The organism is Saccharothrix stipae (genome assembly GCF_054781895.1).
This window is the reverse complement of the sequence record NZ_BAAGTN010000008.1, coordinates 842,556-866,765: the sequence shown is the minus strand read 5'-3', so window position 1 is coordinate 866,765 and position 24,210 is coordinate 842,556. Positions and strand designations below refer to the sequence as shown.

The 24,210-nt window shown below is 73.8% G+C and carries 22 protein-coding genes, 1 pseudogene and 1 riboswitch; of the genes and pseudogenes, 7 read left to right on the top strand and 16 right to left on the bottom strand.

Features of this window, described 5'->3' with window-relative positions; all coding sequences use genetic code 11:
* The first annotated feature begins 37 nt into the window (after positions 1–37).
* The 3 genes and pseudogenes from ACYVLT_RS20870 (at position 38) to ACYVLT_RS20860 (ending at position 4,089) form a co-directional block, all read left to right on the top strand.
* Entirely contained in the window at positions 38–958 is a 921-nt protein-coding gene (locus ACYVLT_RS20870; protein WP_461122257.1) for a serine protein kinase RIO, read from the top strand.
* A gap of 587 nt (positions 959–1,545) precedes the next feature.
* The gene (locus ACYVLT_RS20865) at positions 1,546–3,018 is read left to right on the top strand and encodes a DEAD/DEAH box helicase (RefSeq protein WP_461121849.1); all 1,473 of its coding nucleotides are present in this window, start codon (positions 1,546–1,548) and stop codon (positions 3,016–3,018) included.
* 188 nt (positions 3,019–3,206) lie between these two features.
* Positions 3,207–4,089: pseudogene (locus ACYVLT_RS20860) on the top strand (IS5 family transposase).
* Positions 4,090–4,352: 263 nt separating this feature from the next.
* Here the strand turns inward: ACYVLT_RS20860 and ACYVLT_RS20855 are convergent.
* Positions 4,353–5,258: an ArsR/SmtB family transcription factor gene (locus tag ACYVLT_RS20855; protein WP_461121848.1), complete on the bottom strand. Its 906-nt coding sequence runs from the start codon at positions 5,256–5,258 to the stop codon at positions 4,353–4,355.
* A gap of 93 nt (positions 5,259–5,351) precedes the next feature.
* Between ACYVLT_RS20855 and ACYVLT_RS20850 the strand changes: the two genes are divergently transcribed.
* On the top strand, positions 5,352–6,293 hold the full coding sequence (locus ACYVLT_RS20850) for a hypothetical protein (RefSeq protein ID WP_461121847.1): 942 nt from the start codon (positions 5,352–5,354) through the stop codon (positions 6,291–6,293).
* Here the strand turns inward: ACYVLT_RS20850 and cobA are convergent.
* The 10 genes from cobA to ACYVLT_RS20800 all read right to left on the bottom strand — a co-directional run bounded on the left by cobA (position 6,238) and on the right by ACYVLT_RS20800 (position 17,533).
* Positions 6,238–7,455 (bottom strand): uroporphyrinogen-III C-methyltransferase, encoded by a 1,218-nt coding sequence (gene cobA / locus ACYVLT_RS20845; RefSeq protein ID WP_461121846.1) that lies wholly within the window; start codon positions 7,453–7,455, stop codon positions 6,238–6,240. The genes ACYVLT_RS20850 and cobA overlap by 56 nt on opposite strands.
* 74 nt (positions 7,456–7,529) lie before the next feature.
* Positions 7,530–7,799, bottom strand: a complete 270-nt coding sequence (locus ACYVLT_RS20840) for a hypothetical protein (protein WP_461121845.1) — start codon at positions 7,797–7,799, stop codon at positions 7,530–7,532.
* 70 nt (positions 7,800–7,869) lie between these two features.
* Positions 7,870–8,661: a S1 family peptidase gene (locus ACYVLT_RS20835; protein WP_461121844.1), complete on the bottom strand. Its 792-nt coding sequence runs from the start codon at positions 8,659–8,661 to the stop codon at positions 7,870–7,872.
* A 100-nt stretch (positions 8,662–8,761) separates the two neighbouring features.
* The gene (locus ACYVLT_RS20830; protein ID WP_461121843.1) at positions 8,762–10,024 is read right to left on the bottom strand and encodes a cobalamin biosynthesis protein; all 1,263 of its coding nucleotides are present in this window, start codon (positions 10,022–10,024) and stop codon (positions 8,762–8,764) included.
* Positions 10,021–10,863 (bottom strand): bifunctional cobalt-precorrin-7 (C(5))-methyltransferase/cobalt-precorrin-6B (C(15))-methyltransferase, encoded by an 843-nt coding sequence (locus tag ACYVLT_RS20825; protein WP_461121842.1) that lies wholly within the window; start codon positions 10,861–10,863, stop codon positions 10,021–10,023. The genes ACYVLT_RS20830 and ACYVLT_RS20825 overlap by 4 nt, the downstream gene beginning before the upstream one ends.
* 1 nt (position 10,864) lies before the next feature.
* A complete protein-coding gene (locus ACYVLT_RS20820) occupies positions 10,865–12,016 on the bottom strand; it encodes a cobalt-precorrin-4/precorrin-4 C(11)-methyltransferase (protein WP_461121841.1) in 1,152 nt (383 codons plus the stop codon).
* Positions 12,017–12,081: 65 nt separating this feature from the next.
* Positions 12,082–13,455, bottom strand: coding sequence for a cobyrinate a,c-diamide synthase (locus ACYVLT_RS20815; RefSeq protein ID WP_461121840.1), 1,374 nt, complete (start codon positions 13,453–13,455; stop codon positions 12,082–12,084).
* A complete protein-coding gene (gene cobO, locus ACYVLT_RS20810) occupies positions 13,452–14,066 on the bottom strand; it encodes a cob(I)yrinic acid a,c-diamide adenosyltransferase (protein WP_461121839.1) in 615 nt (204 codons plus the stop codon). The genes ACYVLT_RS20815 and cobO overlap by 4 nt, the downstream gene beginning before the upstream one ends.
* Positions 14,067–14,076: 10 nt before the next feature.
* Positions 14,077–16,053: a putative cobaltochelatase gene (locus ACYVLT_RS20805; RefSeq protein ID WP_461121838.1), complete on the bottom strand. Its 1,977-nt coding sequence runs from the start codon at positions 16,051–16,053 to the stop codon at positions 14,077–14,079.
* A gap of 57 nt (positions 16,054–16,110) precedes the next feature.
* Positions 16,111–16,181: riboswitch (cobalamin riboswitch) on the bottom strand.
* Between the two features lie 161 nt (positions 16,182–16,342).
* Entirely contained in the window at positions 16,343–17,533 is a 1,191-nt protein-coding gene (locus ACYVLT_RS20800) for a cytochrome P450 (protein ID WP_461121837.1), read from the bottom strand.
* A 36-nt stretch (positions 17,534–17,569) separates the two neighbouring features.
* Between ACYVLT_RS20800 and ACYVLT_RS20795 the strand changes: the two genes are divergently transcribed.
* Positions 17,570–18,748 carry an 8-amino-7-oxononanoate synthase gene (locus ACYVLT_RS20795; RefSeq protein ID WP_461121836.1) on the top strand — a complete coding sequence of 393 codons (1,179 nt, stop codon included), beginning with the start codon at positions 17,570–17,572 and terminating at the stop codon, positions 18,746–18,748.
* Here ACYVLT_RS20795 and ACYVLT_RS20790 read toward each other — a convergent pair.
* Positions 18,702–19,160, bottom strand: coding sequence for a GNAT family N-acetyltransferase (locus tag ACYVLT_RS20790; protein ID WP_461121835.1), 459 nt, complete (start codon positions 19,158–19,160; stop codon positions 18,702–18,704). The two genes, ACYVLT_RS20795 and ACYVLT_RS20790, sit on opposite strands and share 47 nt — an antisense overlap.
* Positions 19,161–19,180: 20 nt before the next feature.
* Positions 19,181–19,900 carry a serine protease gene (locus tag ACYVLT_RS20785; RefSeq protein WP_461121834.1) on the bottom strand — a complete coding sequence of 240 codons (720 nt, stop codon included), beginning with the start codon at positions 19,898–19,900 and terminating at the stop codon, positions 19,181–19,183.
* 177 nt (positions 19,901–20,077) lie between these two features.
* Here ACYVLT_RS20785 and ACYVLT_RS20780 point away from each other — a divergent pair, with 177 nt between their 5' ends.
* Positions 20,078–20,683: a LysE family translocator gene (locus tag ACYVLT_RS20780; protein WP_461121833.1), complete on the top strand. Its 606-nt coding sequence runs from the start codon at positions 20,078–20,080 to the stop codon at positions 20,681–20,683.
* A 66-nt stretch (positions 20,684–20,749) separates the two neighbouring features.
* On the opposite strand, the gene ACYVLT_RS20775 is transcribed toward ACYVLT_RS20780, so the two are convergent.
* Positions 20,750–21,568 carry a S1 family peptidase gene (locus ACYVLT_RS20775; RefSeq protein WP_461121832.1) on the bottom strand — a complete coding sequence of 273 codons (819 nt, stop codon included), beginning with the start codon at positions 21,566–21,568 and terminating at the stop codon, positions 20,750–20,752.
* Positions 21,569–21,641: 73 nt separating this feature from the next.
* Entirely contained in the window at positions 21,642–22,664 is a 1,023-nt protein-coding gene (locus ACYVLT_RS20770) for a M48 family metallopeptidase (protein ID WP_461121831.1), read from the bottom strand.
* 71 nt (positions 22,665–22,735) lie between these two features.
* Between ACYVLT_RS20770 and ACYVLT_RS20765 the strand changes: the two genes are divergently transcribed.
* Positions 22,736–23,668 carry an alpha/beta hydrolase gene (locus ACYVLT_RS20765; RefSeq protein ID WP_461121830.1) on the top strand — a complete coding sequence of 311 codons (933 nt, stop codon included), beginning with the start codon at positions 22,736–22,738 and terminating at the stop codon, positions 23,666–23,668.
* A gap of 41 nt (positions 23,669–23,709) precedes the next feature.
* Here ACYVLT_RS20765 and ACYVLT_RS20760 read toward each other — a convergent pair whose 3' ends face one another.
* Positions 23,710–24,138, bottom strand: a complete 429-nt coding sequence (locus tag ACYVLT_RS20760) for a hypothetical protein (RefSeq protein WP_461121829.1) — start codon at positions 24,136–24,138, stop codon at positions 23,710–23,712.
* Between the last annotated feature and the right edge of the window lie 72 nt (positions 24,139–24,210).

The window sequence follows — 24,210 nt, the reverse complement described above, 5'->3', positions numbered from 1 at the left end:
CGCAGAACTCGAATCCGACTTCGACCACGCCGACGACCTGAGGTGGCGGGCCAAGAAGGCCAAGAAGGCCTCGGCGCGCGGTGACGGCGACATCGAGCCCGGCCGTCGTGGCCGGCTCACCGAAGAGGCCAAGGACCGCCTCGCCCAGATGCGTGAGGACGCCGCCGCGGCGGACGTCCCCGAGGACGGCGACCGGTGGTCCACCTGGGGCGATGCCGACCAGGGGCCGAAACCGCACCCGGACTGGCTGGTCACCGACCTGGCCGCGGTGGACCGCGAGCTGGGGATCGTGAAGACCGGCAAGGAGGCTGACGTCTTCCTGCTGGAACGCGCGATGCCCGGCACCGACCGGTCGTGCCTGCTGGCGGCGAAGCGGTACCGCAGCAACGACCACCGGCTGTTCCACCGGGACGCGGGTTACCTCGAAGGCAGGCGGATGCGGCGCTCGCGCGAGATGCGCGCGATGGCCAACCGCAGCGCGTTCGGCCGCAACCTCATCGCCGAGCGGTGGGCGGTGGCCGAGTTCGCCGCGCTGACGACGCTGTGGCAGTCGGGCGCCCCGGTGCCCTACCCGGTGCAGCGCGACGGCACCGAGCTGCTGTTGGAGTTCGTCGGCACGGACGGCGCGGCCGCGCCCCGGTTGGCGCAGCTGCGGCCCGAGCCGGACGAGCTGCTGGGGCTGTGGCGGCAGCTGGTGGACGCGCTGGGCGTGATGGCGTCGGTGGGGCTGGCGCACGGCGACCTGTCGGCGTTCAACCTGATGGTGCACGACGGGCGGCTGGTCGTGATCGACCTGCCGCAGGTGGTGGACCTGGTGGCGAACCCGCGCGGGCCGGAGTTCCTGGAACGGGACGTGCGCAACGTGGCCGGCTGGTTCACCGCGCGCGGCCTCCCGCCGGAGCTGGCGGAGCCGCGCGACACCACCGAGATGCTGCTCGACCTGGCCGGTCTGCGGTGACCGGTGGTCACCCGTTCGGCGTAGGCATCGGCCGGACGAGGTCGCCGGCGGCCCGTGCGGAGCGGGCCTCGCCGGTCGGCGGCCGGCGGTAGGACGGCAGGGCGCGCACGAGCTCCGGGTCGACGTCGGCCCGGAGCTCGTGCGCGACGAACCGGCGCGGCGGCCCACGAGCACCTGCGGGAAGTCGAAGTCCTTCCGCCCGGTGCGCACCGCGCCGACCGTTCGTTGCCCCGTTCAGCTGGTGGGAGCCGCCTCGGCCCGAGCGGATCGGAAGTTCCGCACACCCCTCGCCACGTGCGGTTTCTCGGTTCTTCAAGATCATCGGTGCGACTCACTCGATCGTCCGGACGGCCACCCGTGTGCGCGAGAACACCGCCGGGATGACGAACTCCGGCCCGTGATCGGCTAGACTGAGTGGTGCACCGCCCGGTGGCGCCGCTGCGTGCCCCAGGCCGCCAGAGTGGCCGGTGGTGCTTCCCAACCACTATCGGCGCGATCCGCGCGCCGGGCCCGTCCCCGCGATCGCGCCTGCTCAAGCAGAGCAATCCTCGAGACGTGCCGTGTCCCGGAGGTTTGTTTTGCCGACAATGTCCCAAGGCCGTTCCGAGCGCCCGCAGTTCCGCAAGCCCCGCAGTAACAGGCGCCCAGGCCAGGGCAACCGTCGTCCCGCTTCCAGCGTGGAGCTGACGACCACCATTCCCGACCACGTCGAGAGCACGATGCCCGAGGGCCCGCTGCCCTCGTTCGCCGAGTTGGGCCTGTCCGACGAGCTGCTGCGCGCGCTCGAACAGGCGGGCATCACCGAACCGTTCCCGATCCAGGCCGCCACGCTGCCGGATGCCATGGCCGGCCGCGACCTGCTCGGGCGTGGCCAGACCGGCTCCGGCAAGACGCTGGCGTTCGGCCTGGCCCTGCTGTCCCGCCTGACCGGTGGTCGGGCCAAGCCGCTCAAGCCGCGCGCGCTCGTGCTGGTGCCCACCCGTGAGCTGGCGATGCAGGTCGAGGAAGCCCTCAACCCGTTCGCCCGATCGCTGGGCCTGTGGTGCCGCACGGTCGTCGGCGGCACGTCGTTCCCGCGTCAGGTCGACGCGCTGCGCCGTGGTGTCGACCTGCTGATCGCCACGCCGGGTCGGCTGTCCGACCACGTCCGGCAGGGCACGGCGGACCTGTCCGAGGTCATGTTCACCGCGTTGGACGAGGCCGACCAGATGGCGGACATGGGCTTCATGCCGCAGGTCCGGGCGATCCTCGACCTGACGCCGCAGGACGGGCAGCGGCTGCTGTTCTCCGCGACGCTGGACGGCGACGTGGACAAGCTGGTGCGCCAGTACCTGCACGACCCGGTGGTCCACTCGGTGTCGCCGCCCACGGGCAGCGTCACCACGATGGAGCACCACCTGCTGTTCGTGTCCGCCGAGGACAAGCAGAACGTGGTGACCGAGGTCGCGGCGCGCGAGGGTCGCACGATCATGTTCGTGCGCACCAAGCACCACGTGGACAGGTTGGCCAAGAAGCTGCGGTCGATGGGCGTGCACGCCGGTGCGTTGCACGGCGGCAAGGCGCAGAGCGCGCGCACGCGGGTGCTCGGCCAGTTCCGCGAGGGCAGCATGCCGGTGCTGATCGCCACCGACGTGGCGGCGCGCGGCATCCACGTGGACGACGTGAGCCTCGTCGTGCACGTCGACCCGCCGGCCGACCCGAAGGACTACCTGCACCGGGCCGGGCGCACCGCGCGGGCCGGCCAGTCCGGGACCGTCGTCACGCTGGTCACGCACGACCAGCGGCGCGCGGTCCAGGGCCTGACGTCGCGCGCGGGCATCCGCCCCACCACGACCAAGGTCCGTCCGGGTGACGAGGAACTGGTCCGCATCACGGGCGCGCGGGTGCCGAGCGGCATCCCCGTCATCGAGCCCGAGGTCCCGGTCCGCGCCCGTCGCGGCGGCGGTGGCGGCGGTCCTCGGCGCAGCGGCGGCACCGGCGGCGGCTTCCGCGGCGGCCGCTTCGACCGCGACCGCAGTGGCGCGGGCTCGGGCCGGCCTCGCCGGGTGCCGCAGCACTAGTCCACAGTTCGTCGTCTGACGGGGGTCTGACACCAAAAATTGTCAGACCCCCGTGGCAGCATAAAAGCAGGGGTCCCCTTGGCGGGGACTCCTGCTTTGCCGTTCACGGGGCTCTGCCTCGCCCCCGGCTGTCGGGCCTAGGGCCTGTCCTCAAAGCGGGTAGTCCTAATCTGCTTTGATCTTGGGTCGTGGTGCGTAGGCATGAGTTGACCGATGAGCAGTGGCAGGTCGTCGAGCCCTTACTGCCCGTCTCGGGGGCGACAGGCCGTCCTCGGGTGGACGACCGCAGGCTGATCAACGGGATGCCGTTCAAGGCCAAGACCGGGATTGCCTGGCGTGACCTGCCCGAACGCTACGGGCCGTGGAAGACGGTCTACAACCGGTTCTGGCGATGGTCGCGCAACGGCACCCTCACCGCACTCGTGGCGAAGGTCCGCGTCATCGCCGAGGCGATCGACGAACTCGACCGCGAGGTCGCCGTCGACTCCGGCATCGTGCGCGCTCATCAGCACGCCGCCGGCGCCGGCCGCACGACCGTGTCCCACAGAGGGGGCGGTCGGGTCGTGCGGCGGGCACAGCGAGCCAGGTGATCATGCCATCGGCCGCTCGCGCGGCGGACCCACCACCAGGATCCACCTCGCCTGCGACGGCCACGGCCGACCCCTGTCGATCGTCCTGACCGGCGGCAACGTCAACGACTGCACCATGTCACCCAGGTCATGGCCGGTATCCGGTTCGACCGACCCGGACCGGGGCGGCCCGCCACGCGGCCGAGCCGGGTGATCGCGGACAAGGGCTACTCCAGCCGCGCCATCCGCTCCCATTTGCGCCGACGCCGCATCCCGGCCACCATCCCCGAACGCCGCGACCAGCAGGCCAACCGGCTGCGACGCGGCCGGGCCGGCGGACGCCCACCGGCCTTCGACCGCACCGCCTACAAACGCCGCAACGTGGTCGAACGCTGCTTCAACCGGCTCAAGCAGTTCCGTGCCATCGCCACCCCGCTTCGACAAGACCGCCACCTCCTACCGAGCCATGCTCGACCTCGCCACACTGCTCATCTGGCTTTGAGGACAGGCCCTAGCCCTCGGATGTTGGACAGTCAGGCGGCTTCCAGGACGAAGAACAGGAAGCCCAGGAAGGCCCCGGACGGGAACGGTGCGAATTCGTCCGGGAAGAGGTCACGGGCTTCCGGGGCCGGGCTTCAGCACGCACCGCAACTCGGCCAGCGGTCCCGTCCAGTCCTCCAGGTAGTGCAACCAGACACCGTGCCGGAGCCACAGCCCGCGTCGAGGATCCGCCGAGACGACGACGCGGCGATCCGGGCGGCGCACCTAGCCCAGGAGCGCGTCGGCCCGGGTGGTGCGCATGTGCAGGACGTGCCGCCCTTCACGCCGCGTCGTCACCAGCCGGGCCGCCCTCAGCACGCCGATGTGCTGCGAGACCGCCCCCGCCGTGACGCCCAGCGCCGCCGCCAGGTCGGTCGTGCTCCTCGGCGCTTCGAGCAACGTGAGCAGGTGGGCACGGGTGCGGCCGATCAGCGCGGCCAGGTCGTGCGGTGTCTCCCGGTCCTCCCACAACGTGCCGATGCCGCGCGCCGGGTAGCGCAGCACGCCCTGGCCGACGGGGTCGAGCGCGATCCACGCCTTCGGCCAGCAGAACACGCTGGGGCACAGCACCAGACCGCGCTCGGCCAGGTCGACCCGGTGCTCGGGCTTGCGGTGCAGGACCAGTTCGCCGTCGGCCCACGTGACCTCGGGGTGCAGGTCGTGGAACACCGCCTCGACGCCCTTGTCCGCCAGGGTCGCCGCGCGCGCCGCGATGTCGGCTTCGAGGACGGCGGTGATGCGCTTCCAGTGCGGCGCGATGAGCAGGTCGTGGCAGCGCCGGATGACGTCGGCCTCCGGCCGCGCGACCTGCCGCAGTTCGGCGTCCAGGTCGGGCATCCGCACGTCGGGCACCGGCATCAGGTCGGCCGGTTTCGCCGGACCCTCCAACCGGGCCAGCAACGTGTCCAGGCCGGCGATCCCGTCGACCCGGTCCCGCGCCCACCGCACCCACGGCAGGTGCACGGCGTGCGCGCCCGGTGTGCGCAACCCGTCGACCGCCATCACGGTCTCGAACACCGGCGAGTAGGCGAACCGCACCTTGGCCAGCCCCACCCCGGCGAGCCGAACCCACACCGCCACGCCGACCCCGTTCCGCGCGGCCCGCCGCCGCGTCCGGGCCTCGTCCCCCATTGTCCCACCCGGACGCGGGGGATGGCCTGCCCTACCTCGGAGTGCGGGGACAGCACCAGTGATCTTGGTGGTGCGCCCGGCGAGGCTGGTCCCATGACGAAGACCTGGCACCGGCCCACCCTGTGGTTGGCCGTGGTGATGGCGGTGGGCGCGGTGGGGTTCGCGGTGGCGATGCTGCTGGACGGACGGGTGTTGCAGGGGGCGTCGCCGTGGGCGAAGCCGTTCAAGTTCGCGGTGTCGCTGGCGGTCTACTCGGCGACGCTGTCCTGGATGCTCTCCCTGCCGCACCGGGGGCGGAGGTGGACGGCCGGGGCCGCCACGTTCATCGCGGTGATCATGTTCGTGGAGGTCGGGCTGATCGCGGTCCAGGCCGGGCGCGGCATGTTCACCCACTACAACACCTCCGACGACCCGCTCAACCAGTTCCTCCAGGTCAGCTTCGGCACCGCGATCCCGGCGATGTTCCTGGCCAACGTGGTGCCGGCGCTGGTGCTGTCGTTCCAGCGGTTCGGGCGGCGCGACGTGCGGTGGGCCGTGCGCGGCGGGCTGTACCTGGCGATCGCGGGCATGTCGTCGGGCTACCTGATGGTGTTCCAGCGCAACGAGTACACCGCGGTGGACGCGGCCGGCCGGGAGGTCGAGCTGGTCGCCGGGCACAGCGTCGGCGTGCCCGACGGCGGTCCCGGCCTGCCGCTCACCGGGTGGAGCACCACCGGCGGCGACCTGCGCGTGCCGCACTTCTTCGGCATGCACGGGTTGCAGGTGATGGTCGTGCTGGCGCTGGGGGTGGCCGCGCTGGGGGTGGCCGAACGCGCCCGCACCCGGCTGATCGGCGTGGCTGCGCTCGGGTACGCCGGGCTGTTCGCGCTGCTGGTCTGGCAGGCGATGCGGGGTGAGGCGCTGGTCCACCCCGGCGGCACGACGTGGGCCGCGCTGGGCGGGCTCGTCGCGGTCGTCGCCGCCGGGGCGGGGTGGGCGCTCAGGAGCGCGGCGGCAGCTGCCCCGCCAGTGCGGCAACCGGTCCCGCAACGATGATCGCGGGCGGGCGGATGCCGTGCTCGGCGATGTCCGCGGCCAGGGACGCCAACGTGGACCGCACGACCTTCTGGGTGCGGGTGCCGCCCTCCTGGATCACCGACACCGGGGTGTCGCCCGGACGACCCGCCATGAGGGCGTCCGCGAACGCCGCCGCCCGCTCCACCCCCATGAGGATCACGACCGTGCCGCTCAACCTCGCCAGCGCCGACCAGTCGACCAGCGACCTGGGGTCGTCCGGCGCGACGTGCCCGGACACGACCACCACCTCGTGCGCCACGCCCCGGTGCGTCACCGGCACGTCCGCCAGCGCGGGCACGCCGAACGCGCTGGTGACGCCGGGCACGACGGTGACCGGCACGCCCGCCTCGGCGCACGCGATCAGCTCCTCGAAGCCCCGGCCGAACACGTACGGGTCACCGCCCTTGAGTCGGACCACGAACCGGCCCGCCTTGGCGTGGTCGACCAGCGTGGTGTTGATGAAGTCCTGCGTCGCGGCACGTCCGTACGGGATCTTCGCCGCGTCCACCACCTCGACGTGCGGCGGCAGCTCGTCCAGCAGTTCGCGCGGCGCGAGCCGGTCGGCCACCACCACGTCGGCCCTGGCGAGGAGCCTGCGCCCGCGCACGGTGATCAGGTCGGGGTCGCCCGGGCCGCCGCCGACGAGCGCCACGCCCGCCGGCTGGTCGTGGTGGTCGGCCAGGGAACCGTCGCGCAACGCGGAGAGCAGCCCGTCCCGCACCCCGGCGGAACGGCGGTGCTGCCCGCCCGCGAGGACGCCGATCAGCAGGCCGTCGTGCTCGCCGACCGCCGGCGTCACGGCGGTGCCCTTCACGGCCACGTCGGCGCGCACGCAGAACACGCGGCGCTGCTCGGCGTCCGCCGTGATCCTGGCGTTGACCTCGGGCGAGGAGGTGCAGGCCAGCACGTACCAGGCGCCGTCGAGGTCACCGTCGGCGTACTCGCGGGCGTGCCAGGTCGCCTCGCCGCCGTCGACGATGCCCTGGACCGCCGGGGTGACCTCGGGCGAGATCACCTCCACCCGCGCGCCCGCCGCGACCAGCCTGGGCAGCCTGCGCTGCGCGACCGTGCCGCCGCCCACGACGACGACGCGTCGACCGGTCAGGTCCAGGCCCACGAGGTAGTGCTGTTCACCGTGCATGGGTAGAAGCATCCACACCAGACATGTCCTGTCCAACCGGGGTGCTTCACATCACGGGAACCCGCCGCGAGCGGCTACCCCTGCTCGATCCACGCCTCCAGGGCGTTCGACCGGCAGCGGATCTTCGTCTTGCCGATGCCGTTGGTGAAGGTGAGCCAGGAACTCCGGGCGGTCGAGCCGTCCTCGCAGGAGGCGAGCAGGCGGAACGACCCGCCGCCCTCGCACTGCCCCGAGGCCGTGTGCCCGTCGACCGACGTGGTGCACGAGTGCAGCACGCCCGACGCGGAGGCCACGCCCGGCGCGGCGAACAGCAGGACCAGCATCGTCACGAGTAGTCGGCGCATGTCACCGGATCGAACCCGCCGAACGTGCCCACGACCGGGAACCACCCGGTCGTGGGCACGTCGCGGGTGACTACAGCTGAGCGGTGATCACGGAGTAGTAGGCCGCGATCCGCGCGTACACGCCGGGGTAACCGGCCAGCGCGCAGCCCCGACCGAACGAGGTGGCGCCGATGAGCTTGCCGCCCGCGACCAGCGGGCCGCCCGAGTCGCCCTGGCAGGTGTCCACGCCGCCCTGCGGGTAGCCCGCGCACACCATCGAGGTGTTGCTGTAGTTGGAGTAGGCCGTGCGGCAGGTCGCGTCGGAGGTCACCGGCACGGTCGCGCCGAGCAGGTACCGCGACGCCGAGCCGCCCGAGGACGTGGTGCCCCAGCCGTAGATCCGCGCGCTCGTGCCCGCCGCGTACAGCGCGGTGTCGGACGGGGTGGCCAGCGGCAGGTAGGTCGAGCTGATGTTGGTGCCGAGGGTCAGCACCGCGACGTCGTAGCCGGAGCTGGCGGTCCGGTAGCTGGGGTGCACCCAGATCCGGCTCACCGTGGCGACGGTGCCCGCCGTGCTCTGCTTGTCGTCCCGGCCGTGCACCACGCGGGTGCTCGACGCGCTGCGGCCGCTCACGCAGTGCGCGGCCGTGACGACCTTGTTGGCCTTGACCAGCGTGCCGCCGCAGAACTGGCCGCCGGTGCTGGTGGCCAGGTAGACGACCCACGGGTAGGTGCTGGTGGACACGCGCGAGCCACCGACGATGAACGGTGACACACCGGTGTCGGAGGACGTCTCGGCCGAGGCGGGCGCGACGGTCATCAGACCGATCGCGGCCACCGTCGTGGCCAGGACGGTGAACAGGCGACGCAGGGTTTTCGCCATGTCGATCCTTCCAGTGCAGGGGCGCCCCGGAGCGGGCGCACCTCCAGCTAGGACCAAGACGACGGACGCGACAACCGCCTTTCGACGGTCCCTCGCAACTTCACAGTTGACTAGTGACACCGGTCACGCGAATGACATCGGCCCGAATCGGCCCGGCAACAACCGGCCCGGCGCCCGCGTCCACGAACGCCACCGCCGCGCCCGCCTCGGCCAGCCGCACCGCGCCGTCCGCCGCGACCCGCGTGCCCGGCCGCAGCAGGTGCCGCACCTGCGCCACGCACTCGGCGCTGCCCACCACGACCGCCGCCCGGCGCAACTCCGCCTCGGCGCGCGGCGTGCGCTCGTCCGCGTCGCCCGGACCGAGGCCCACCAGGGCCAACCGGCCGCGGGGCAGCACGCGGGCGGCGGCGACGGTCACCCCGACGCCCTTCACCTTCTCCGCCGCGATCTCCACCCGGCCGCCGCCGGACAGCTCCACCGCACCGCGCAACGCCGCCGCCTCGGCCACGCTGGGGATGCCGATGGCGAGTTCCGCCGGGTTCGGCACCGGGATCACGGCCAGCTCCTCGCCGGGGTAGGACAGCAGCGGCGCGGTGGTCGAGTCGTGCCAGAAACCCCAGTCCTCCAACGCGTCCGCGATGCCTCGCTCGGCGACCTTGCGGTCCAGCGTGGCGAACGCCCTGATGGCGCGCAGGTCCAGCCCGCGCTTCTCCTCCAGCTGCGCCAACGCCGCCGACACCGCCGCCGCGGACACGCCGGTGCTCGACCCCACGCCCACGACGAGCGTGCGCGGCACGACCCGCACCACGTGGTCGTTCGGCGGCCCCTTGGGCACGCGGTCGTCGACCAGCACCGTCCACGCCGCGTCGTGCCCGTGGCCCGCCACCACGTTGTCGGGCAGCGCGGGCAGCGGGAAACCGAGCGGGTTGGCCAACGACACCGGCTCGCCCAGCCGCACCGCCTCGCCGCACCCGGCCAGGTCACCCTCGACGGTGGCGTCCAGCAGCTCCACCAGCTCGTCCAACGGCGAGTCCACGGCCGCCGACGTGAGCACGGCCCGCGCGCCGAGCACGTCGGCGACCCGTTCGGCCAACGCGTCCGCGCCGCCCAGCAGCGACACGGCGAACCCGCCGTCCACGCACACCACGCCCGGATCGGCGCGCTCGTCCCGCAGCAGCGGCGCGACCAGCCGCACGGTCGCACCCGTGCCCAGGAAGAACACCGCCGACCCCAGCCGGGGCCACAGCGCGCGCAACGCGGGCCCGACCGGGCCGTCCGGCACCACCGCGTCCGGCCCGAGGAACCCGGCCAGCTCGACCGCGGCCCGCCGCCCGCGCTCGCCCGCGGCGAACACCCCGATCACGCCTTCTTCACCCCCCACACGACGGTCACCGGGTTGGTGGCCAGCAACGTGCCGCCGGTCAGCCGCGCGGCGGCCAGCTGGCTGCCCTCGACCTCGTAGCCCGCGTCCAGCAACGCGTCCCGGGCGGGCAGGACGCGGTCCAGGTCGGGGGTCGCCACCACGACCCGCCGGGCACCGGACCGCGCGCCGCGCCGCACCACGTCCGCGCCACCGCCGCCGACGAACACCGCGTCCGGCCGGGGCAGCTCGCCCGCCGCGTCCAGCTCGGCCTCGACCACGCGCACGTCCACGCCGTGGGCGGAGGCGTTGGCGATGATCCGCACGCACTGCACCGGGTCGCGCTCCACCGCGACCACCGCCGCGCCGAGCCGGGCGCACTCGACGCCGATCGCGCCGGGACCCGCGCCGACGTCCCACACCAGCACGCCGGGGCGCGGTGCGAGCCGGGCCAGCACCAGCGCGCGCACCTCGGCGACGGCGACCATGCCGTCGCGGTGCGCGAAGTCGTCGTCCGGCAGCGCCCAGCCCTCGCCCGCGGGCGCGAAGTTCTGCTCGGCCAGGCACAGGATCGCGCCGGCGTCCGCCCACGGCCGCGCGACCGCGTCGGCCGGGTCCACGGTGGACAGACCGGCGGCGGAGGAGACCACGAGGGACCGCCGCCACCCGGCCAGCCCGCGGGCCAGCTCCGCCGGGTCCGCGCCGGACACGACGACCGCGGGCCGCGCCCGGCACACGTTCACCGCGTGCGGCAGGCCCAGCGCCGCCGCGTCCACGACGGTCACCTCGTCCCAGGACCGACCGGCCTCGGTGACGAAGCGGTGCAGCGCGACGACGTCCATGTCAGTTCACGCGCTTGTTCTTCTTGGTCCGCGAGGCGACCGGCTTGCGCGGCGTCGTGCTCGCCCGCACGGTGGCGGGGTTGCGCTTGGCGGCGGCGGCGACCACGGGCTTGGGCTTCGGCCTGGCCGCCGGTTCGACGCCCGCACCCGCCGTCCCACCCTGGTCCGGCCCTTCTCGGTCGGACACGGCCTGGTTCGGCACGTCCTGGCTCGACACGTCGGGCACGTCCTGGACCAGCTCCAGCACCGGCTCGTCGGCAGGCGCCTTCGGCCTCGACTGCCCGGAGCGCTTGGTGCGCGCCGTCTCCTGCCAGTCGTGCACGGCCGACCACGCCGCCGCGGCCGACGGCGACTCGCCGACCGACGACCTCACCACCGGGCGGTGCGCCCGCTTGGCCCACTTCGACGGCCGCGGCCCGCGCGCCGGCTCGTCACCCTCGACCACCGGCGCACGGCGGCGCGACGCGGGCGCCGCGAGCACCTTGCCGACCAGGAACAACGTGGTGCGGTAGAGCTTGTGCTCCTTGACGCACGCCTCCAGCTCGCCCACCGTGGTCTGCGCGACCGTCTCGTCGGGCAGGGAGACCTTGTACGCCACCACGACCGGTGTGTCATCGGCGTAACCGCCCGCGCGCAGCCGCTCGACCAGCAGGCCGGCACGCGCGCCGGACGCGGAGATCGCCATCGTGGTGCCGTGCGCGGCGAACTCCTCGACGTGCTCGGCGGTCTCGGGCCCGACCAGCAGCAACGACTGCGCGAGGCCCGAGGTGGTCAGCTCGCGGCCGACCGACGCCGCCGCGGCGGACACCTGCGACACGCCGGGCACGACGTCGGTCTCCAGGCCGAGGCGGCGGCACGCGTCCTGCTGGTCGCGCAGGCCGCTCCACAGCGACGGGTCGCCCGCGTGCAGCCGCACGACCCTGAGCTTGCCCGCCGACGCCCGCCGGTACACCTCGACCACGTCGGCCTCGGCGACCCGGGAGAAGTCGACCAGTTCCGCGTCCGGGCGGGCGTGCTCGCGCACGCACTCCACCTCGATCACGCTGGGCGCCCACAGCACGACGTCGGCCTCGGCTATCCGCTTCGCGCCGCGGACGGTGATGAGATCGGCGGCGCCGGGACCGGCACCCACGAAGGAGACCCGACCAGTCATCACAACTGCTCCCCACGACGTGTTCGGCTTGGTGGGCAAGGACCGTACCGCGCGAGCACGATCCACTAACGAGTGGCCTCGAAGCGCACGGACTCGTTCGCGCAGGCCCGCACGAAGCGGGTCACCGCCTCCGGCGCGGCCGCCGGGTGGGTGTGCAGGTACGACGCGTGCACCCGGCCGAGGACGAATCCCTCGGACACCGGCCGCAGGTCGTGGCCGCGCCACTGCCAGGCCGGTTTCGCGCCGTGCGCCACGCTCAGCGCGGTGCGGTGGAACTCGTGCCCGGTGATCCGGGAGCCCGCGCGGGCCAGCACCGAGTCCTGCGGCGCGACGGCGTCGCGGTAGCCGAGGGTGAGCCGGGACGTCATCACGCCCTCGGCGTCGATCACGCCGCACATCGGCGCGCCGTCCAGGGAGTTCGCCAGGTACAGCAGGCCGCCGCACTCGGCGTGCACGGGCGCGCCGCCGCGGGCCAGGGCGGCGACGGCGGCGCGCAGCCCGTCGTTGGCCGACAGCTCGGCGGCGTGCTGCTCGGGGAACCCGCCCGGCAGCACCAGGCCGGCCGTGCCGTCGGGCAGGGTCTCATCGCGCAGCGGGTCGACCACGACGACGTCCGCGCCCGCCGCCGCCAGCAGCTCGACCTGCTCGGCGTAGCCGAAGGTGAACGCCGCACCGCCCGCCACGGCGATCGTCGGCGCGCCGGGGACCGCCTCGACCTCGGCGTGCGGGTCCCAGGTCGCCACGGCCATCGCGGGCACCTCGGCGGCGAGCCTGCGCACCGCGTCCAGGTCGACGTGCCGGGCGACCGCGTCGGCGATGGCGTCGACGGCCGCGACGGCCGCCGGTCCGTGCTCGGCGGCGGTGACCAGGCCGAGGTGCCGGGACGGGAGCGCGAACCGGTCGTCGCGCGGCAGCACGCCGAGCACGTCCAGCCCGACCTCGGCGCACGCGCCGCGCAGCACGTGCTCGTGGCGGGCGGAGCCGACCTGGTTGAGCACCACGCCGCCGAGCCGCACGGTCGGGTCGTAGCCGCGGAACCCGTGCAGCAGGGCGGCGAGGCTGCGGCTCTGGCCGCGCGCGTCGACCACGAACAGCACGGGCGCGGACAGCAGCTTGGCGACGTGCGCGGTGGACCCGATGCCCTCGGTGTCCACCCGCCCGTCGAACAGGCCCATCACGCCTTCCACCACGGCCAGGTCGCAGCCGCGGGCGCCGTGCGCGAACAGGCTCGCCACCCGGTGCTCGCCGACCATGACGGGGTCGAGGTTGCGGCCCGGCCTGCCCGTGGCCACCGCGTGGTAGCCGGGGTCGATGTAGTCCGGGCCGACCTTGAACGGTGCCACCCGGTCGCCCGCGCGGCGCAGCGCCGCCATCAGGCCGGTGGCCACGGTGGTCTTGCCGCTGCCCGACGCGGGCGCGGCGACCACCAGCCGGTTCACCACTCGATCCCCTTCTGGCCCTTCTGCCCCGCGTCCATCGGGTGCTTGACCTTGGTCATCTCCACCACCAGGTCGGCGGCGTCGACCAGCTTCGCGGGCGCGTGCCGGCCGGTGATGACCACGTGCTGGTGGCCGGGCCGGTCGCGCAGGGCCGCCACCACCTCGTCCACGTCGATCCAGCCCCAGTGCATCGGGTAGGTGAACTCGTCGAGCACGTAGAGGCCGTGCCGTGCGTCGGCCAGCCGGCGGGAGATCTCCTGCCAGCCCTCGCGGGCGGCGGCGGCGTGGTCGTCCTCGGTGCCCTGCTTGCGGGTCCAGGACCAGCCCTCGCCCATCTTGTGCCACTCGACCGGGCCGCCCTCGCCGGTCTGCTCGTGCAGCCGGCCGAGCGCGCGGAACGCCGACTCCTCGCCGACCTTCCACTTGGCTGACTTCACGAACTGGAAGACGCCGATGGACCAGCCCTGGTTCCACCCGCGCAGCGCCAGGCCGAAGGCGGCGGTCGACTTGCCCTTCATCTCGCCGGTGTGCAGCACGACCAGCGGTCGGTTGCGGCGCTGCCGGGTGCTGAGGCCGTCGTTCGGGACGGTGGTTGGTTGACCTTGGGGCATTTCGACGCTCCTACGCGGCTCGGGCGGCGCGCACGACGCCGGCGACCTGGTCGGCGGACAGTTCTTCCAGGCGCACGCACGCCGCTTCCAGCGCGGCCGCCACGCGTGCCGCCAGGCCGAGCCTGATCGGGCCGTGCTCGCAGTCGACCACCACCGACGCCACCCGGTCGGCGGCCAGCAGTCCGGCCGCGCGCAGCGCGTCGCGCATCGGGTCGCCGCCCGTGCCGGTCGCGGTCGCGCGACCGTCGGTGAGCAGCACCAGCAGCGGTCGGCGGCGGGGGTCGCGGACCCGTTCGGCGTCCAGCACGCGGCGGGCGCGCAGGAGGCCGTCGGCCAAGGGCGTCCGGCCGCCGGTGCGCAGGGCGCGCAGCCGGGCCGCCGCCGCGTCGACCGAGTTGGTCGGCGGCAGGGCGACCTGGGCCTCGCGGCCCCGGAACGTCACCACCCCGACCTTGTCCCGCCGCTGGTAGGCGTCGCGGAGCAGGGAGATCACCGCGCCGCTGACCGCCGACATCCGCTGCCGGGCGGCCATCGAGCCGGACGCGTCGACCACGAACAGCACGAGGTTGCCCTCCTTGCCCTCGCGCACCGATCGCCGCAGGTCCGCGCCGCGCAGCTCAAGTCCCGGACCGCGGCGGCCGCGGGCGGCCTGGTAGGGCGCCGCCGCGCCGAGCGTGCCGACGACGTGCAGGCCCGTGCCGTCCACAGTGGACGAGCGGACCACCCGGCCGGTGCGCGCGCGGGCGCGGGACCGCTTGCCCGGCGCGCCCTCGCCGACCCCGGGCACCTCCAACAGCCGGGCGCGGAACGCGGGCGCGGGAGCGTGCGACCGCTCGGCCGGGCCCCTGCCCTGACCGTCCGAAGTGGACTCCGGTGGCCCGCCGGGTGGCGGCGAGCCACCACCGTCGTCCGGGCCTCCCGGGTCGCCGGGGCCTTCGGGGTCGTCCGGGCCTTCGGGATCGTCCTCGGGTTCCCGGGCGGCCTCCGCGCCCTGCTGGAGGGCGTCGTCGAGCTGCTCCTCCTCCAAGCCGGGCTCGTCGAACGGGTCGCGGCGCTTGCGGTGCGGCAACGCCAGGCGGACGGCCGCCTCCACGTCCTCCTCGGTCACCTCCGCGGCACCTCGCCAGGCGGCGTGTGCGGTCGCCGTGCGGGCCACCACGAGGTCCGCGCGCATCCCGTCCACCTCGAACGCGGCGCAGATCCCGGCGATGCGGCGCAGCTCGGCGTCCGGCAGCACGACGTCCTTGAGCCGGTCGCGCGCGGCGACGATCCGCCGCGCCAGGTCCTGGTCGGTCTCCGCCCAGCGGGCGGCGAAACCCTCGGGGTCGGCTTCGTAGGCCAACCGCCGCCGCACGACCTCGGTGCGGGTCGGCACGTCCCGCGAGGCGCGCACCGCGACCGTGAGGCCGAAGCGGTCCAGCAGCTGGGGGCGCAACTCGCCCTCCTCCGGGTTCATGGTGCCCACCAGGAGGAACGACGCGGCGTGCGACACGGATACGCCTTCGCGCTCGACGTGCGCACGGCCCATGGCGGCGGCGTCGAGCAGCAGGTCGACCAGGTGGTCGTGCAGGAGGTTCACCTCGTCCACGTACAGCACGCCCCGGTGCGCGGCGGCCAGCAGACCCGGTTGGTAGGCGCGGACGCCCTCGGTCAACGCGCGTTCCAGGTCGAGCGAGCCGATCAGCCGGTCCTCGGTCGCGCCGACCGGCAGCTCCACCAGCCGCGCCGGACGCCGTTGCGCACCCGCGCCGTGCGGTCCGTCCGGGCAGTCGGTCGGCGCGGCCGGGTCGCAGCCGAAGCGGCAGCCCGGTACCACGTCCAGCTCCGGCAGCAGCGCGGCGAGCGCGCGCACCACGGTCGACTTCGCGGTGCCCTTCTCACCTCGGACGAGCACCCCGCCGATACCGGGGTGCACGGCGTTGAGCAGCAGAGCCGTGCGGAGGTCGTCGTGGCCGACGACAGCGGAAAAGGGGAAACGCGCGCCCATGCGGCGGTGTCCTTCCTCGGGTGTCCACGCCCGTGTCCGGTCGATGAGTCGGGGGTCGAGTTCCTGACTCCCGGCTCCTCGGTCCGGTCACAGTGGCGGGACCGCGCCGGATTCGCACCGGCTTCCTCGCACACCCCCTCTACAGCCTGGGCATCGTCGCACTTCGCCCGGCGCGCTCCAAGTCCCGCCGGGGCGAGGACGATCACACCGGCACGTGCCGAGCGGGGGCCGGGTCGCGCGACACCTCGTCGACGTGCTCGTCGTCACCCCGGTGTCGTTCGGCGACCGATCAACTCCGGGCCGGCTCGAAGTCGTGCCGCGGTCCCAGCTCGACCTCCACCCGCAACGGCGCGCGGAACGACAGCAGGCCCAGCATCGGTGGTGGGTCGGTCGAGGCCAGGCGCAGGTCGGGGAACCGGCGCGCGGTCTCGCGCAGCACCACCTCGGCCTCCAGCCGGGCCAGGCCCGCGCCCAGGCAGAAGTGCCTGCCGAAGCCGAACGCCAGGTGCTTGCGGGCGCCTGACCTGGCCGGGCAGAACCGCTCGGGCTCGGGGAACACCTCCGGGTCCGAGCCGCTGCCCGCGAGCATCAGCAGCAGCTGCGCGCCCGCCGGCACGTCCACCCCCGAGAGCGTGACCGGCTCGGCGGCCACCCGCCGCCAGGTGCTCACCGGCGGGTCGCGGCGCAGCACCTCCTCCACGCACGCGGCGGCCACGCCAGGCTCACCCAGCCGCGACCACAGGCCGTCCTCCCGCAGCACCGCGTGGAACGCCGAGCACAGCAGCTGGGTGGTGGTCTCCTGCCCGGCGATCAGCAGGAAGTAGCAGAGCCCGGCCGCGTCCCGGATCGGCACGCCCTGCGCGCGCAACGCGCCGAACAGGTCGTCGCCGCCGGGGTCCGCGGCCTTGATCCGGGACGTCAGCCACTGGTGGAACGCGGCGGCGGGACGGGCCAGCTCGTGCTGCCGCGCCACCGTGACGTCACCCCAGAACAGCTCCAACGACGCCGTGCTCCACGCCTTGAGCGCCTCGACGTCCACCTCGCGGATGCCCATGACCTCCAGCAGCACGATCGCGGGCAGGTCGCGGGCCAGGGCCGGGTGCAGGTCGGCCCGCCCGCCCAACCGGTCCAGCCGCTCCCCCGCCAGCCGCGCGATCCGCGGCCCCACCGCCGCCACCCGCGCCGGCGTGAGGAACCGGGCGACCAACCGGCGCAGGTCGGCGTGCGTGTCGGTGCCGTTGTTGGCCAACGTCGGCGGCAGCGAGAAGCCCGCGCGGGCCAGCACCCGCAGCACCGGCCCCGCGATCGGGACCACCGCGGTCAACGCGTTGTCCGGGTGGAAGCGGCGCGGGTCGGCCAGCACGGCACGCACGTCGTCGTAGCGGCTCACCAGCCACAGGCCGGTCCGCTCGTCACGGTGGACCGGCGCGTTCTCGCGCAACGAGCGCAGGTCGGCAGGCTCCGGCTGGAAGAGGTCCACGCCGGCACCGTAGCCGCCGGATGCGACACTGCCGGCGTGAGCGTGCGCACAGGTGACTCGGTGTTCGACTGGATCGACACGCGTGCCGAGGCCCGCGCGAAAGCAGGCCTCGCCCGCCGGGTCCGACCCCGCCCGGCCGACTCGACGAACCTCGACCTGGCGTCGAACGACTACCTCGGCCTGGCCCGCGACAAGCGGGTGACGGGCGCCGCCGCGGCGGCCTCGCTGCGCTGGGGCGCGGGCTCGACCGGGTCGCGGTTGGTCACCGGCTCCACCGAGCTGCACACCGAGCTGGAGTACGAGCTCGCGAACTTCTGCGGCGCGCAGTCGGCGCTGGTGTTCTCCTCCGGCTACCTGGCGAACCTGGGCGCGTTGACCGCGCTGTCCGGTCCGGGCACCGCGATCGTGGCCGACCAGCACATCCACGCCTCCCTGATCGACGGCACCCGGCTGTCCAAGGCCGACGTCGTGGTCGCCGGGCACTGCGACGTCGACCAGGTCACCCACGCCCTGGCCACCCGCGGCAAGCGGCGGGCGCTGGTGGTGACCGACTCGGTGTTCTCCGTGGACGGCGACCTGGCGCCGCTGGCCGCCCTCGCCGCCGCCTGCCGCGAGCACGACGCGGCGCTGGTCGTGGACGACGCGCACGGGCTCGGCGTCATCGGCGAGGGCGGGCGCGGCGCGGTGCACGCGGCGGGCCTGGCCAAGTCGCCCGACGTGGTGACCACGGTGACCCTGTCCAAGTCCTTGGGCGCGCAGGGCGGCGCGGTGCTCGGACCGAGCCGGGTGATCAAGCACCTGGTGGACACCGCGCGCACGTTCATCTTCGACACCGGGCTCGCGCCGGCCGGCACGGCGGCGGCGCTGGCCGCGCTGAAGGTGCTGCGGGACGAGCCGGAGCGGCCCGCGCGAGCGCTGGAGGTGGCTCAGGACCTCGCGTTCCGGCTGAAGGAGGCCGGGTTGCGGGTCAGCACGCCCACCGCGGCCGTGGTGTCCGTGCAGGCGCCCTCGCCCGAGGCGGCGTTCGACTGGGCCGAGGCGTGCCGCGCGCAGGGCGTGGTCGTCGGCTGCTTCCGGCCGCCGTCGGTGCCCGACCGGATCTCACGGCTCCGCCTGACCGCCCGCGCCGACCTGTCCGAGGGCGACGTCGAGCGCGCCGTGCGGGTGATCACGGAGACCGGCGCATCCGCAGGTGCGGTATCCCGTCCTCGATGAACTCCGCGCCCTGCGGCTCGAAGCCGAACGACGCGTAGAAGTCGGCCACGTAGGTCTGCGCGTCCAGCACGCACGGCACCCGGCCCACCTCGGCCAGCGCCGCCTCCACCAGCCGACGGCTGTAGCCGCGGCCGCGGGCGGCGCGGGCCGTGCAGACCCGGCCGATGCGGAACGTGCCGCCGGGCTCCTCGAGCAGCCGCAGGTACGCCCGGGGTTCGGGTGAGTCGTCGGCCTCCAGCCAGAAGTGGCGGGTGCCCGGTTCGAGGTCGCGCCCGTCCAGTTCCGGGTAGACGCAGTTCTGCTCCACCACGAACACGTCGGAGCGCAGCTTGAGCACGGCGTAGAGCTGGTCGGGCGTCAGGTCGGCCGACCACTGCCGGCGCAACGTCGCCGGGTAGGGGTGTGAGCGCACCCCACTGTGGTACCACAGTCTCAGATTTGGTCCCGGTACCGGCTCAGCCGCGTGTAGACGCCGGGTTGGCCGGGTCGGGCGCAACCGCGCCCGTAGGACACGACGCCGACCAGCTCGCCCGCCACGGTGAGCGGTCCGCCGGAGTCGCCCTCGCAGGCGTCCTTGCCGCCCTCCGGGTAGCCGGCGCACAGCATCCCGCCCGGCCGGTAGTCGGGCACCTCGGCGGCGCACTCGGCGTCCGCGCGGATCGGCACGTCCACCTCGCGCAGGCGTCGGCTGGGCGCGCCCAGCTCACCGGTCCGACCCCAGCCGTAGACCGTGGCCTGGCCGGACGTGGCGTCGGCGAGCCGGATCGGCCGGTACGGCAGCGGCGTGGCGAGGGTGAGCGTGGCCACGTCGTGACCGGTGGACACGTCGGTGAACGAGGGGTGCCGCCAGAGCGCGGCCACCCGCACCGCCCGGCCGGCGCCGGTGTCCAGGTCGGCGCGACCGGCGACCGCGGTCAGGTCGGCGGGCCGCCGGTCGCGGACGCCGAGCGCGGTGCGCGCGACCGTGCAGTGCGCGGCCGTGACCACCTTGTCCGGCGCGACGAGGGCACCACCGCAGAAGAAGGCGCCCCCGTCGAACAACGCCACCGCCCACGGCGTCGCGGGCGCCTCCCGGCCGCCCACGATGGCGTCCGCCGGCAGCGCGGACAGGATCAGCACGAGTACGGCGAAGACCGGCGCGCTGATGCGCATGGAGCACCCCTCCTACGACGTGTGGCCGAACGGGCACCGACCGTAGCGGACCGCCGCAACGGGCGTCACCGTGGGATGGAATCCGGAAATTCTGTTGTTAGGATGCTCTAGCGCCGAAGATTCAACGGCCAGTGAGGCAGATCACGACGGTCTGTCCGGATCACGAGGGAGGTTTCCATGCACCTGGACTTCACCCAGCTGCCGGCGTTCCTGATCGCCTGCGCGGTGGTCGTGCTGACCCCGGGCGTGGACGCCTTCTTGCTGCTGCGCACCTCGATGCGGTCCGGCACGCGCGCCGGGCTGCTGGCGCTGGCGGGCATCCACACCGCGGCCTTCGTGCAGGTGGCGCTGGTCATCTCGGGCCTGGGCGTGGTGATCGCCCGCTACCCCGCCGTGCTGACCGGCCTGCGCTGGATCGGCGCGGCGTACCTGCTCTACCTGGCCGTGTCGATCACCCGCGGGCTGCTGCGGCGGTCGGGCGGCGAGGTGGTGGCGGTCGCGCCCCGACCGTTCCGGCAGGGCTTCCTGACCAACATCACCAACCCCAAGATGCTGCTGTTCTCGCTGGCGTTCCTGCCGCAGTTCATCGGCGCGGGCGACCCGGCGTTCCAGCTCGGGATGCTCGCCGCGGTGTTCCTCGGGCTGGCCGCGCTGTGGGAGCTGACGATCGTGGTGGCCGCGGCGCGCGTCGCCGGCTCGCTGCGCCGACCCGGCGTGACCACGGCGTTGGACGCGGTGTGCGCGGCGGTGTTCCTCACCATGTCGATCGGGCTCGTGCTCTAGGCAGCCCGACGCCTCCCAGTTCCGGTGTGCGGACCCCCGAGGCCCGAGGGTCCGCACACCGCCACATCAGGCCGTGATCTGGTCCTCGATCACGTCGGCGTAGGCGGCGACCTTGCCGTAGATCCCCGGCTTGCCGCGGCGGGCGCAACCTTCACCCCAAGAGGTGATGCCGATCAGCTTCCCGCCCGCCACGAACGGACCGCCGGAGTCACCCTGGCAGGTGTCCACGCCGCCCTCCGGGTAGCCGGCGCACGTCATCTCGTCCGGGTCGTACTGCGGGTACGCGTCCCGGCAGTACCCGTCCTCCATCACCGGCACGGTCGCGCCCAGCAGGTACCGCGACAACGCGCCCTGCTCGCTGGTCCGCCCCCAGCCCAGCACCAGGCCGTTCGTGCCCGGCTCGTACAGCGCGCCGTCCGACGGGCCGGCGAGCGGGAGGGGCGTCTGCTCCACCGGCGAGCGCAACGTCAGCACGGCGACGTCCGCGCCCTGGTCCGCCGCCGCGAAGTCCGGGTGGATCCAGATGGAGGTCAGCCGCACGACCCTGCCCGCGCTGCCGTTGCGGTCCTCGCGACCGACCACGACCCGTGTGTTCCTGGGCGTGCGCGCGGTCGCGCAGTGCGCGGCGGTGAGCACCTTCGTCGGCGCGACCAGCGTGCCGCCGCAGAACTGGTTGCCACCGGAGTCCGTCAGGTACACCACCCACGGGTGGTCCTCGATAGACACCCGATGGCCACCCACCACGCGGTCGTCCGCCACGCGGTCGTCCACCGCCGGGCCGCCCACCACCGGACTGCCCACCACCGGGCTGTCCGCGCGTTCGTCCGCCGTGGCGGTGCCCGCGAGAGCCATCAACAACGTCATCGACAACGCGGCAAGCCGCATCGGCCCCTCCTCCTGATCAAGAGTCTTCAGGAGGAGGTTAGCCAGAACAGCCGATCCCGCTGGTCCAACTGGACTAGTCCGCTCCGGTGAACTTGCTGCGCACCCGACCGGCCGCACCCGTGAGCACGTCGCCCACCTCGTTGAACACCTTCATCAGCGGGTCCTCGGACTGGGCCGCCGACTCCTTGTACGACCGGGCCGCGGACTTGATGTCCTCGGTGAACGAGCTCGTCGGCCGGTCGTCCTCACGCCGCTGGTACTCGCCGGTCAGGATGGCGCGGTACTCCTCGCCCGCCGCCCACCGCTGCAACTCCGCGGCGCGGACCACGGCCATCGGGTGGGTCAGGGGCCACGTGCGGATCAGCTTCAGCACGCTGTCGCGCACGTCCTCGACCTGCTCGTACTCCTTGGCCTGCTTGAGGAACTCGGCGGTGTCGACCCGGGTGAGGTCCATGCCGCCCGCCATGGCCACGTGCACCCGCAGCGCGGCGGCCGGGTCCTGCCCGCACAGCAGGCCGGCGCGGTCGCAGGACAGCTCGGTCTTGCGGTACCACTCGCGCAGCGCGGCGATGATCGCGGTGATCGCCCAGTAGCCCCCCGGCATCCAGCCCAGGCCGTGCTGCAACTGCATGAGCCGTTGCAGGATCGTCTGGTACAGCGCGTGCCCGGACAGCACGTGGCCCATCTCGTGCCCGATGGCGAACCGCAGGCCGTCGGCGTCCAGCAGCTCGATCAGGCCGGTGGTGAGCACGATGAACGGCTTGTCGATGCCCAGCGTCATGGCGTTGGGCACCGGGTCGCGCTTGACGAACAACTCCGGCACCGGGTCGACGTCCAGCGTCGCCGCCGCCTCCAGCCGGAGCCGGTCCAGCTCCGGGTACTGCTTCGGGCCCACCCTGATGCTCGACGCCAGGTAGCCCAACCGCTCGCCGCGTTCCGTGAACGCGCCCGCCACCGCCTGCAACACCGGGCCGATGCCCGGCACCGCGCGCAAGACCGCCAACGCCCCCCGGTCGACCGGGTGCTCGTACGCCCGCGGGCTGATGCCCGGGAACCGCACGCGCGCGCTCGACCGTTCGATCTCCTCGCTGCTCATGCCTCCCACAGTGCCACGAACAGGGCACCCACCTCTCCCCGATCGGACGAATCGGCGTGCACACTGGCCCGGTGAACGCAGACGTGCTCGGCACCGACTACGAACTCCGCGCGCTGCCCCTGGGCGGCGGGGACACGACCGCCACCCTGGTCCGCCGCCGCGCGCGGCCCGCCACCCGGGGCGCGGTGCTGTACGTGCACGGTTTCGCGGACTACTTCTTCCAGCGGCACGTCGCCGAGCACTTCACCGCGCGCGGCTTCGACTTCTACGCCATCGACCTGCGCGCGTACGGGCGGTCGTTGCGGCCGGGCCAGGTCGCGAACTTCGTCACCGACCTGGCCGAGCACTTCGAGGAGATCGACGCGGCGGCGCGGGTGATCCGCGAGGAGGACGGTCACCGGCACCTCGTGGTGATGGGTCACTCGACCGGTGGCCTCATCACCAGCCTGTGGGCGCACGAGCGGCGTTCGGACGACTTGCTCGACGCGTTGGTGCTCAACAGCCCCTGGCTCGACCTGGCCGAGCCGTGGTTGGTGCGGACGGTCGGCACGGCGTTGGTGCGCGGTGTCGGCCGCTTCGCGCCGCGGCTGGTGCTCAAGCCCGGCCTGGGCCCGGTGTACGGCGAGAGCATCCACCGCGACCACCAGGGCGAGTGGGACTTCGACACGGCGTGGAAGCCGATCGAGGCGTTCCCGGTGCACGCCGGGTGGCTGCGCGCGATCCGCCGCGGTCACGCCCGGCTGCACCGGGGCCTGGACGTCCGCCCGCCCGTGCTGCTCCTGCGGTCCGCTCGCAGCCACCTGCACGCGAAGCGGTGGACGCCCGAGGCGATGACCGCGGACACCGTGCTGGACGTGGAGCACATGCGGCAGTGGGGGCCGAAGATCGGCAAGCGGGTGACGATCGTGCCGGTGGAGGGCGGCATGCACGACCTGTTCCTGTCCGCCGAGCCGGTGCGCAGGCGCGCGCTGGCCGAGGTCGACGAGTTCCTGGACCAGGTCTGAGCGGTCAGCGGCCCGGCGGCACGCGTGCCCGGCGCCGGGGCTCACACCTCCAGGTTGAAGTGCGGCAACCCCTCGTCCACGCCGAACCCCGTGCCGCCGACCAGGTCGCACAGGTGCCGCGCGATGCGGGCGCTGAACCCGGCGGCCTCCAGGTCGTCACCGCGCGGCCGCACCGGCCCGCGCAGCCGCAGCACCTCCACGTCGTGCTCCGGGGGCGGGTTGCCGCCGATGTACCGGGCCAGGTCGCGGTTGACCACCCAACCCCACACGTGCACCCGCGCCGGTTCGCCGCCGGCCGGCCGCCACAGGGCCACCCGCGCGTAGGTGGCGTCGTCGTCACCGCCGACGGACACCGTCGCCTCGAACAGCGGCCCCCAGTCGTACCGGTCGCGCTCCCGCAACCGGCACACCTCGACCAGGTCGCGCAGGGCGGGCTCCAGGCGGCGCGCCATCATCTCCGAGTAGACCACCGCGCCACCACACCACATCGGGAACGTCCCGTGAACAACCGATCGGTCTAGCGCCACGCCGCCGGGGTCGGA

Coding starts and splice junctions, on each gene's coding strand:
- ACYVLT_RS20865 (WP_461121849.1), top strand. CDS start 1,546: ATGTCCCAAGGCCGTTCCGAGCGCCCGCAGTTCCGCAAGCCCCGCAGT.
- ACYVLT_RS20855 (WP_461121848.1), bottom strand. CDS start 5,258: ATGGGGGACGAGGCCCGGACGCGGCGGCGGGCCGCGCGGAACGGGGTC.
- ACYVLT_RS20850 (WP_461121847.1), top strand. CDS start 5,352: ATGACGAAGACCTGGCACCGGCCCACCCTGTGGTTGGCCGTGGTGATG.
- cobA (WP_461121846.1), bottom strand. CDS start 7,455: ATGCACGGTGAACAGCACTACCTCGTGGGCCTGGACCTGACCGGTCGA.
- ACYVLT_RS20840 (WP_461121845.1), bottom strand. CDS start 7,799: ATGCGCCGACTACTCGTGACGATGCTGGTCCTGCTGTTCGCCGCGCCG.
- ACYVLT_RS20835 (WP_461121844.1), bottom strand. CDS start 8,661: ATGGCGAAAACCCTGCGTCGCCTGTTCACCGTCCTGGCCACGACGGTG.
- ACYVLT_RS20825 (WP_461121842.1), bottom strand. CDS start 10,863: ATGGACGTCGTCGCGCTGCACCGCTTCGTCACCGAGGCCGGTCGGTCC.
- ACYVLT_RS20820 (WP_461121841.1), bottom strand. CDS start 12,016: ATGACTGGTCGGGTCTCCTTCGTGGGTGCCGGTCCCGGCGCCGCCGAT.
- cobO (WP_461121839.1), bottom strand. CDS start 14,066: ATGCCCCAAGGTCAACCAACCACCGTCCCGAACGACGGCCTCAGCACC.
- ACYVLT_RS20805 (WP_461121838.1), bottom strand. CDS start 16,053: ATGGGCGCGCGTTTCCCCTTTTCCGCTGTCGTCGGCCACGACGACCTC.
- ACYVLT_RS20785 (WP_461121834.1), bottom strand. CDS start 19,900: ATGCGCATCAGCGCGCCGGTCTTCGCCGTACTCGTGCTGATCCTGTCC.
- ACYVLT_RS20780 (WP_461121833.1), top strand. CDS start 20,078: ATGCACCTGGACTTCACCCAGCTGCCGGCGTTCCTGATCGCCTGCGCG.
- ACYVLT_RS20775 (WP_461121832.1), bottom strand. CDS start 21,568: ATGCGGCTTGCCGCGTTGTCGATGACGTTGTTGATGGCTCTCGCGGGC.
- ACYVLT_RS20770 (WP_461121831.1), bottom strand. CDS start 22,664: ATGAGCAGCGAGGAGATCGAACGGTCGAGCGCGCGCGTGCGGTTCCCG.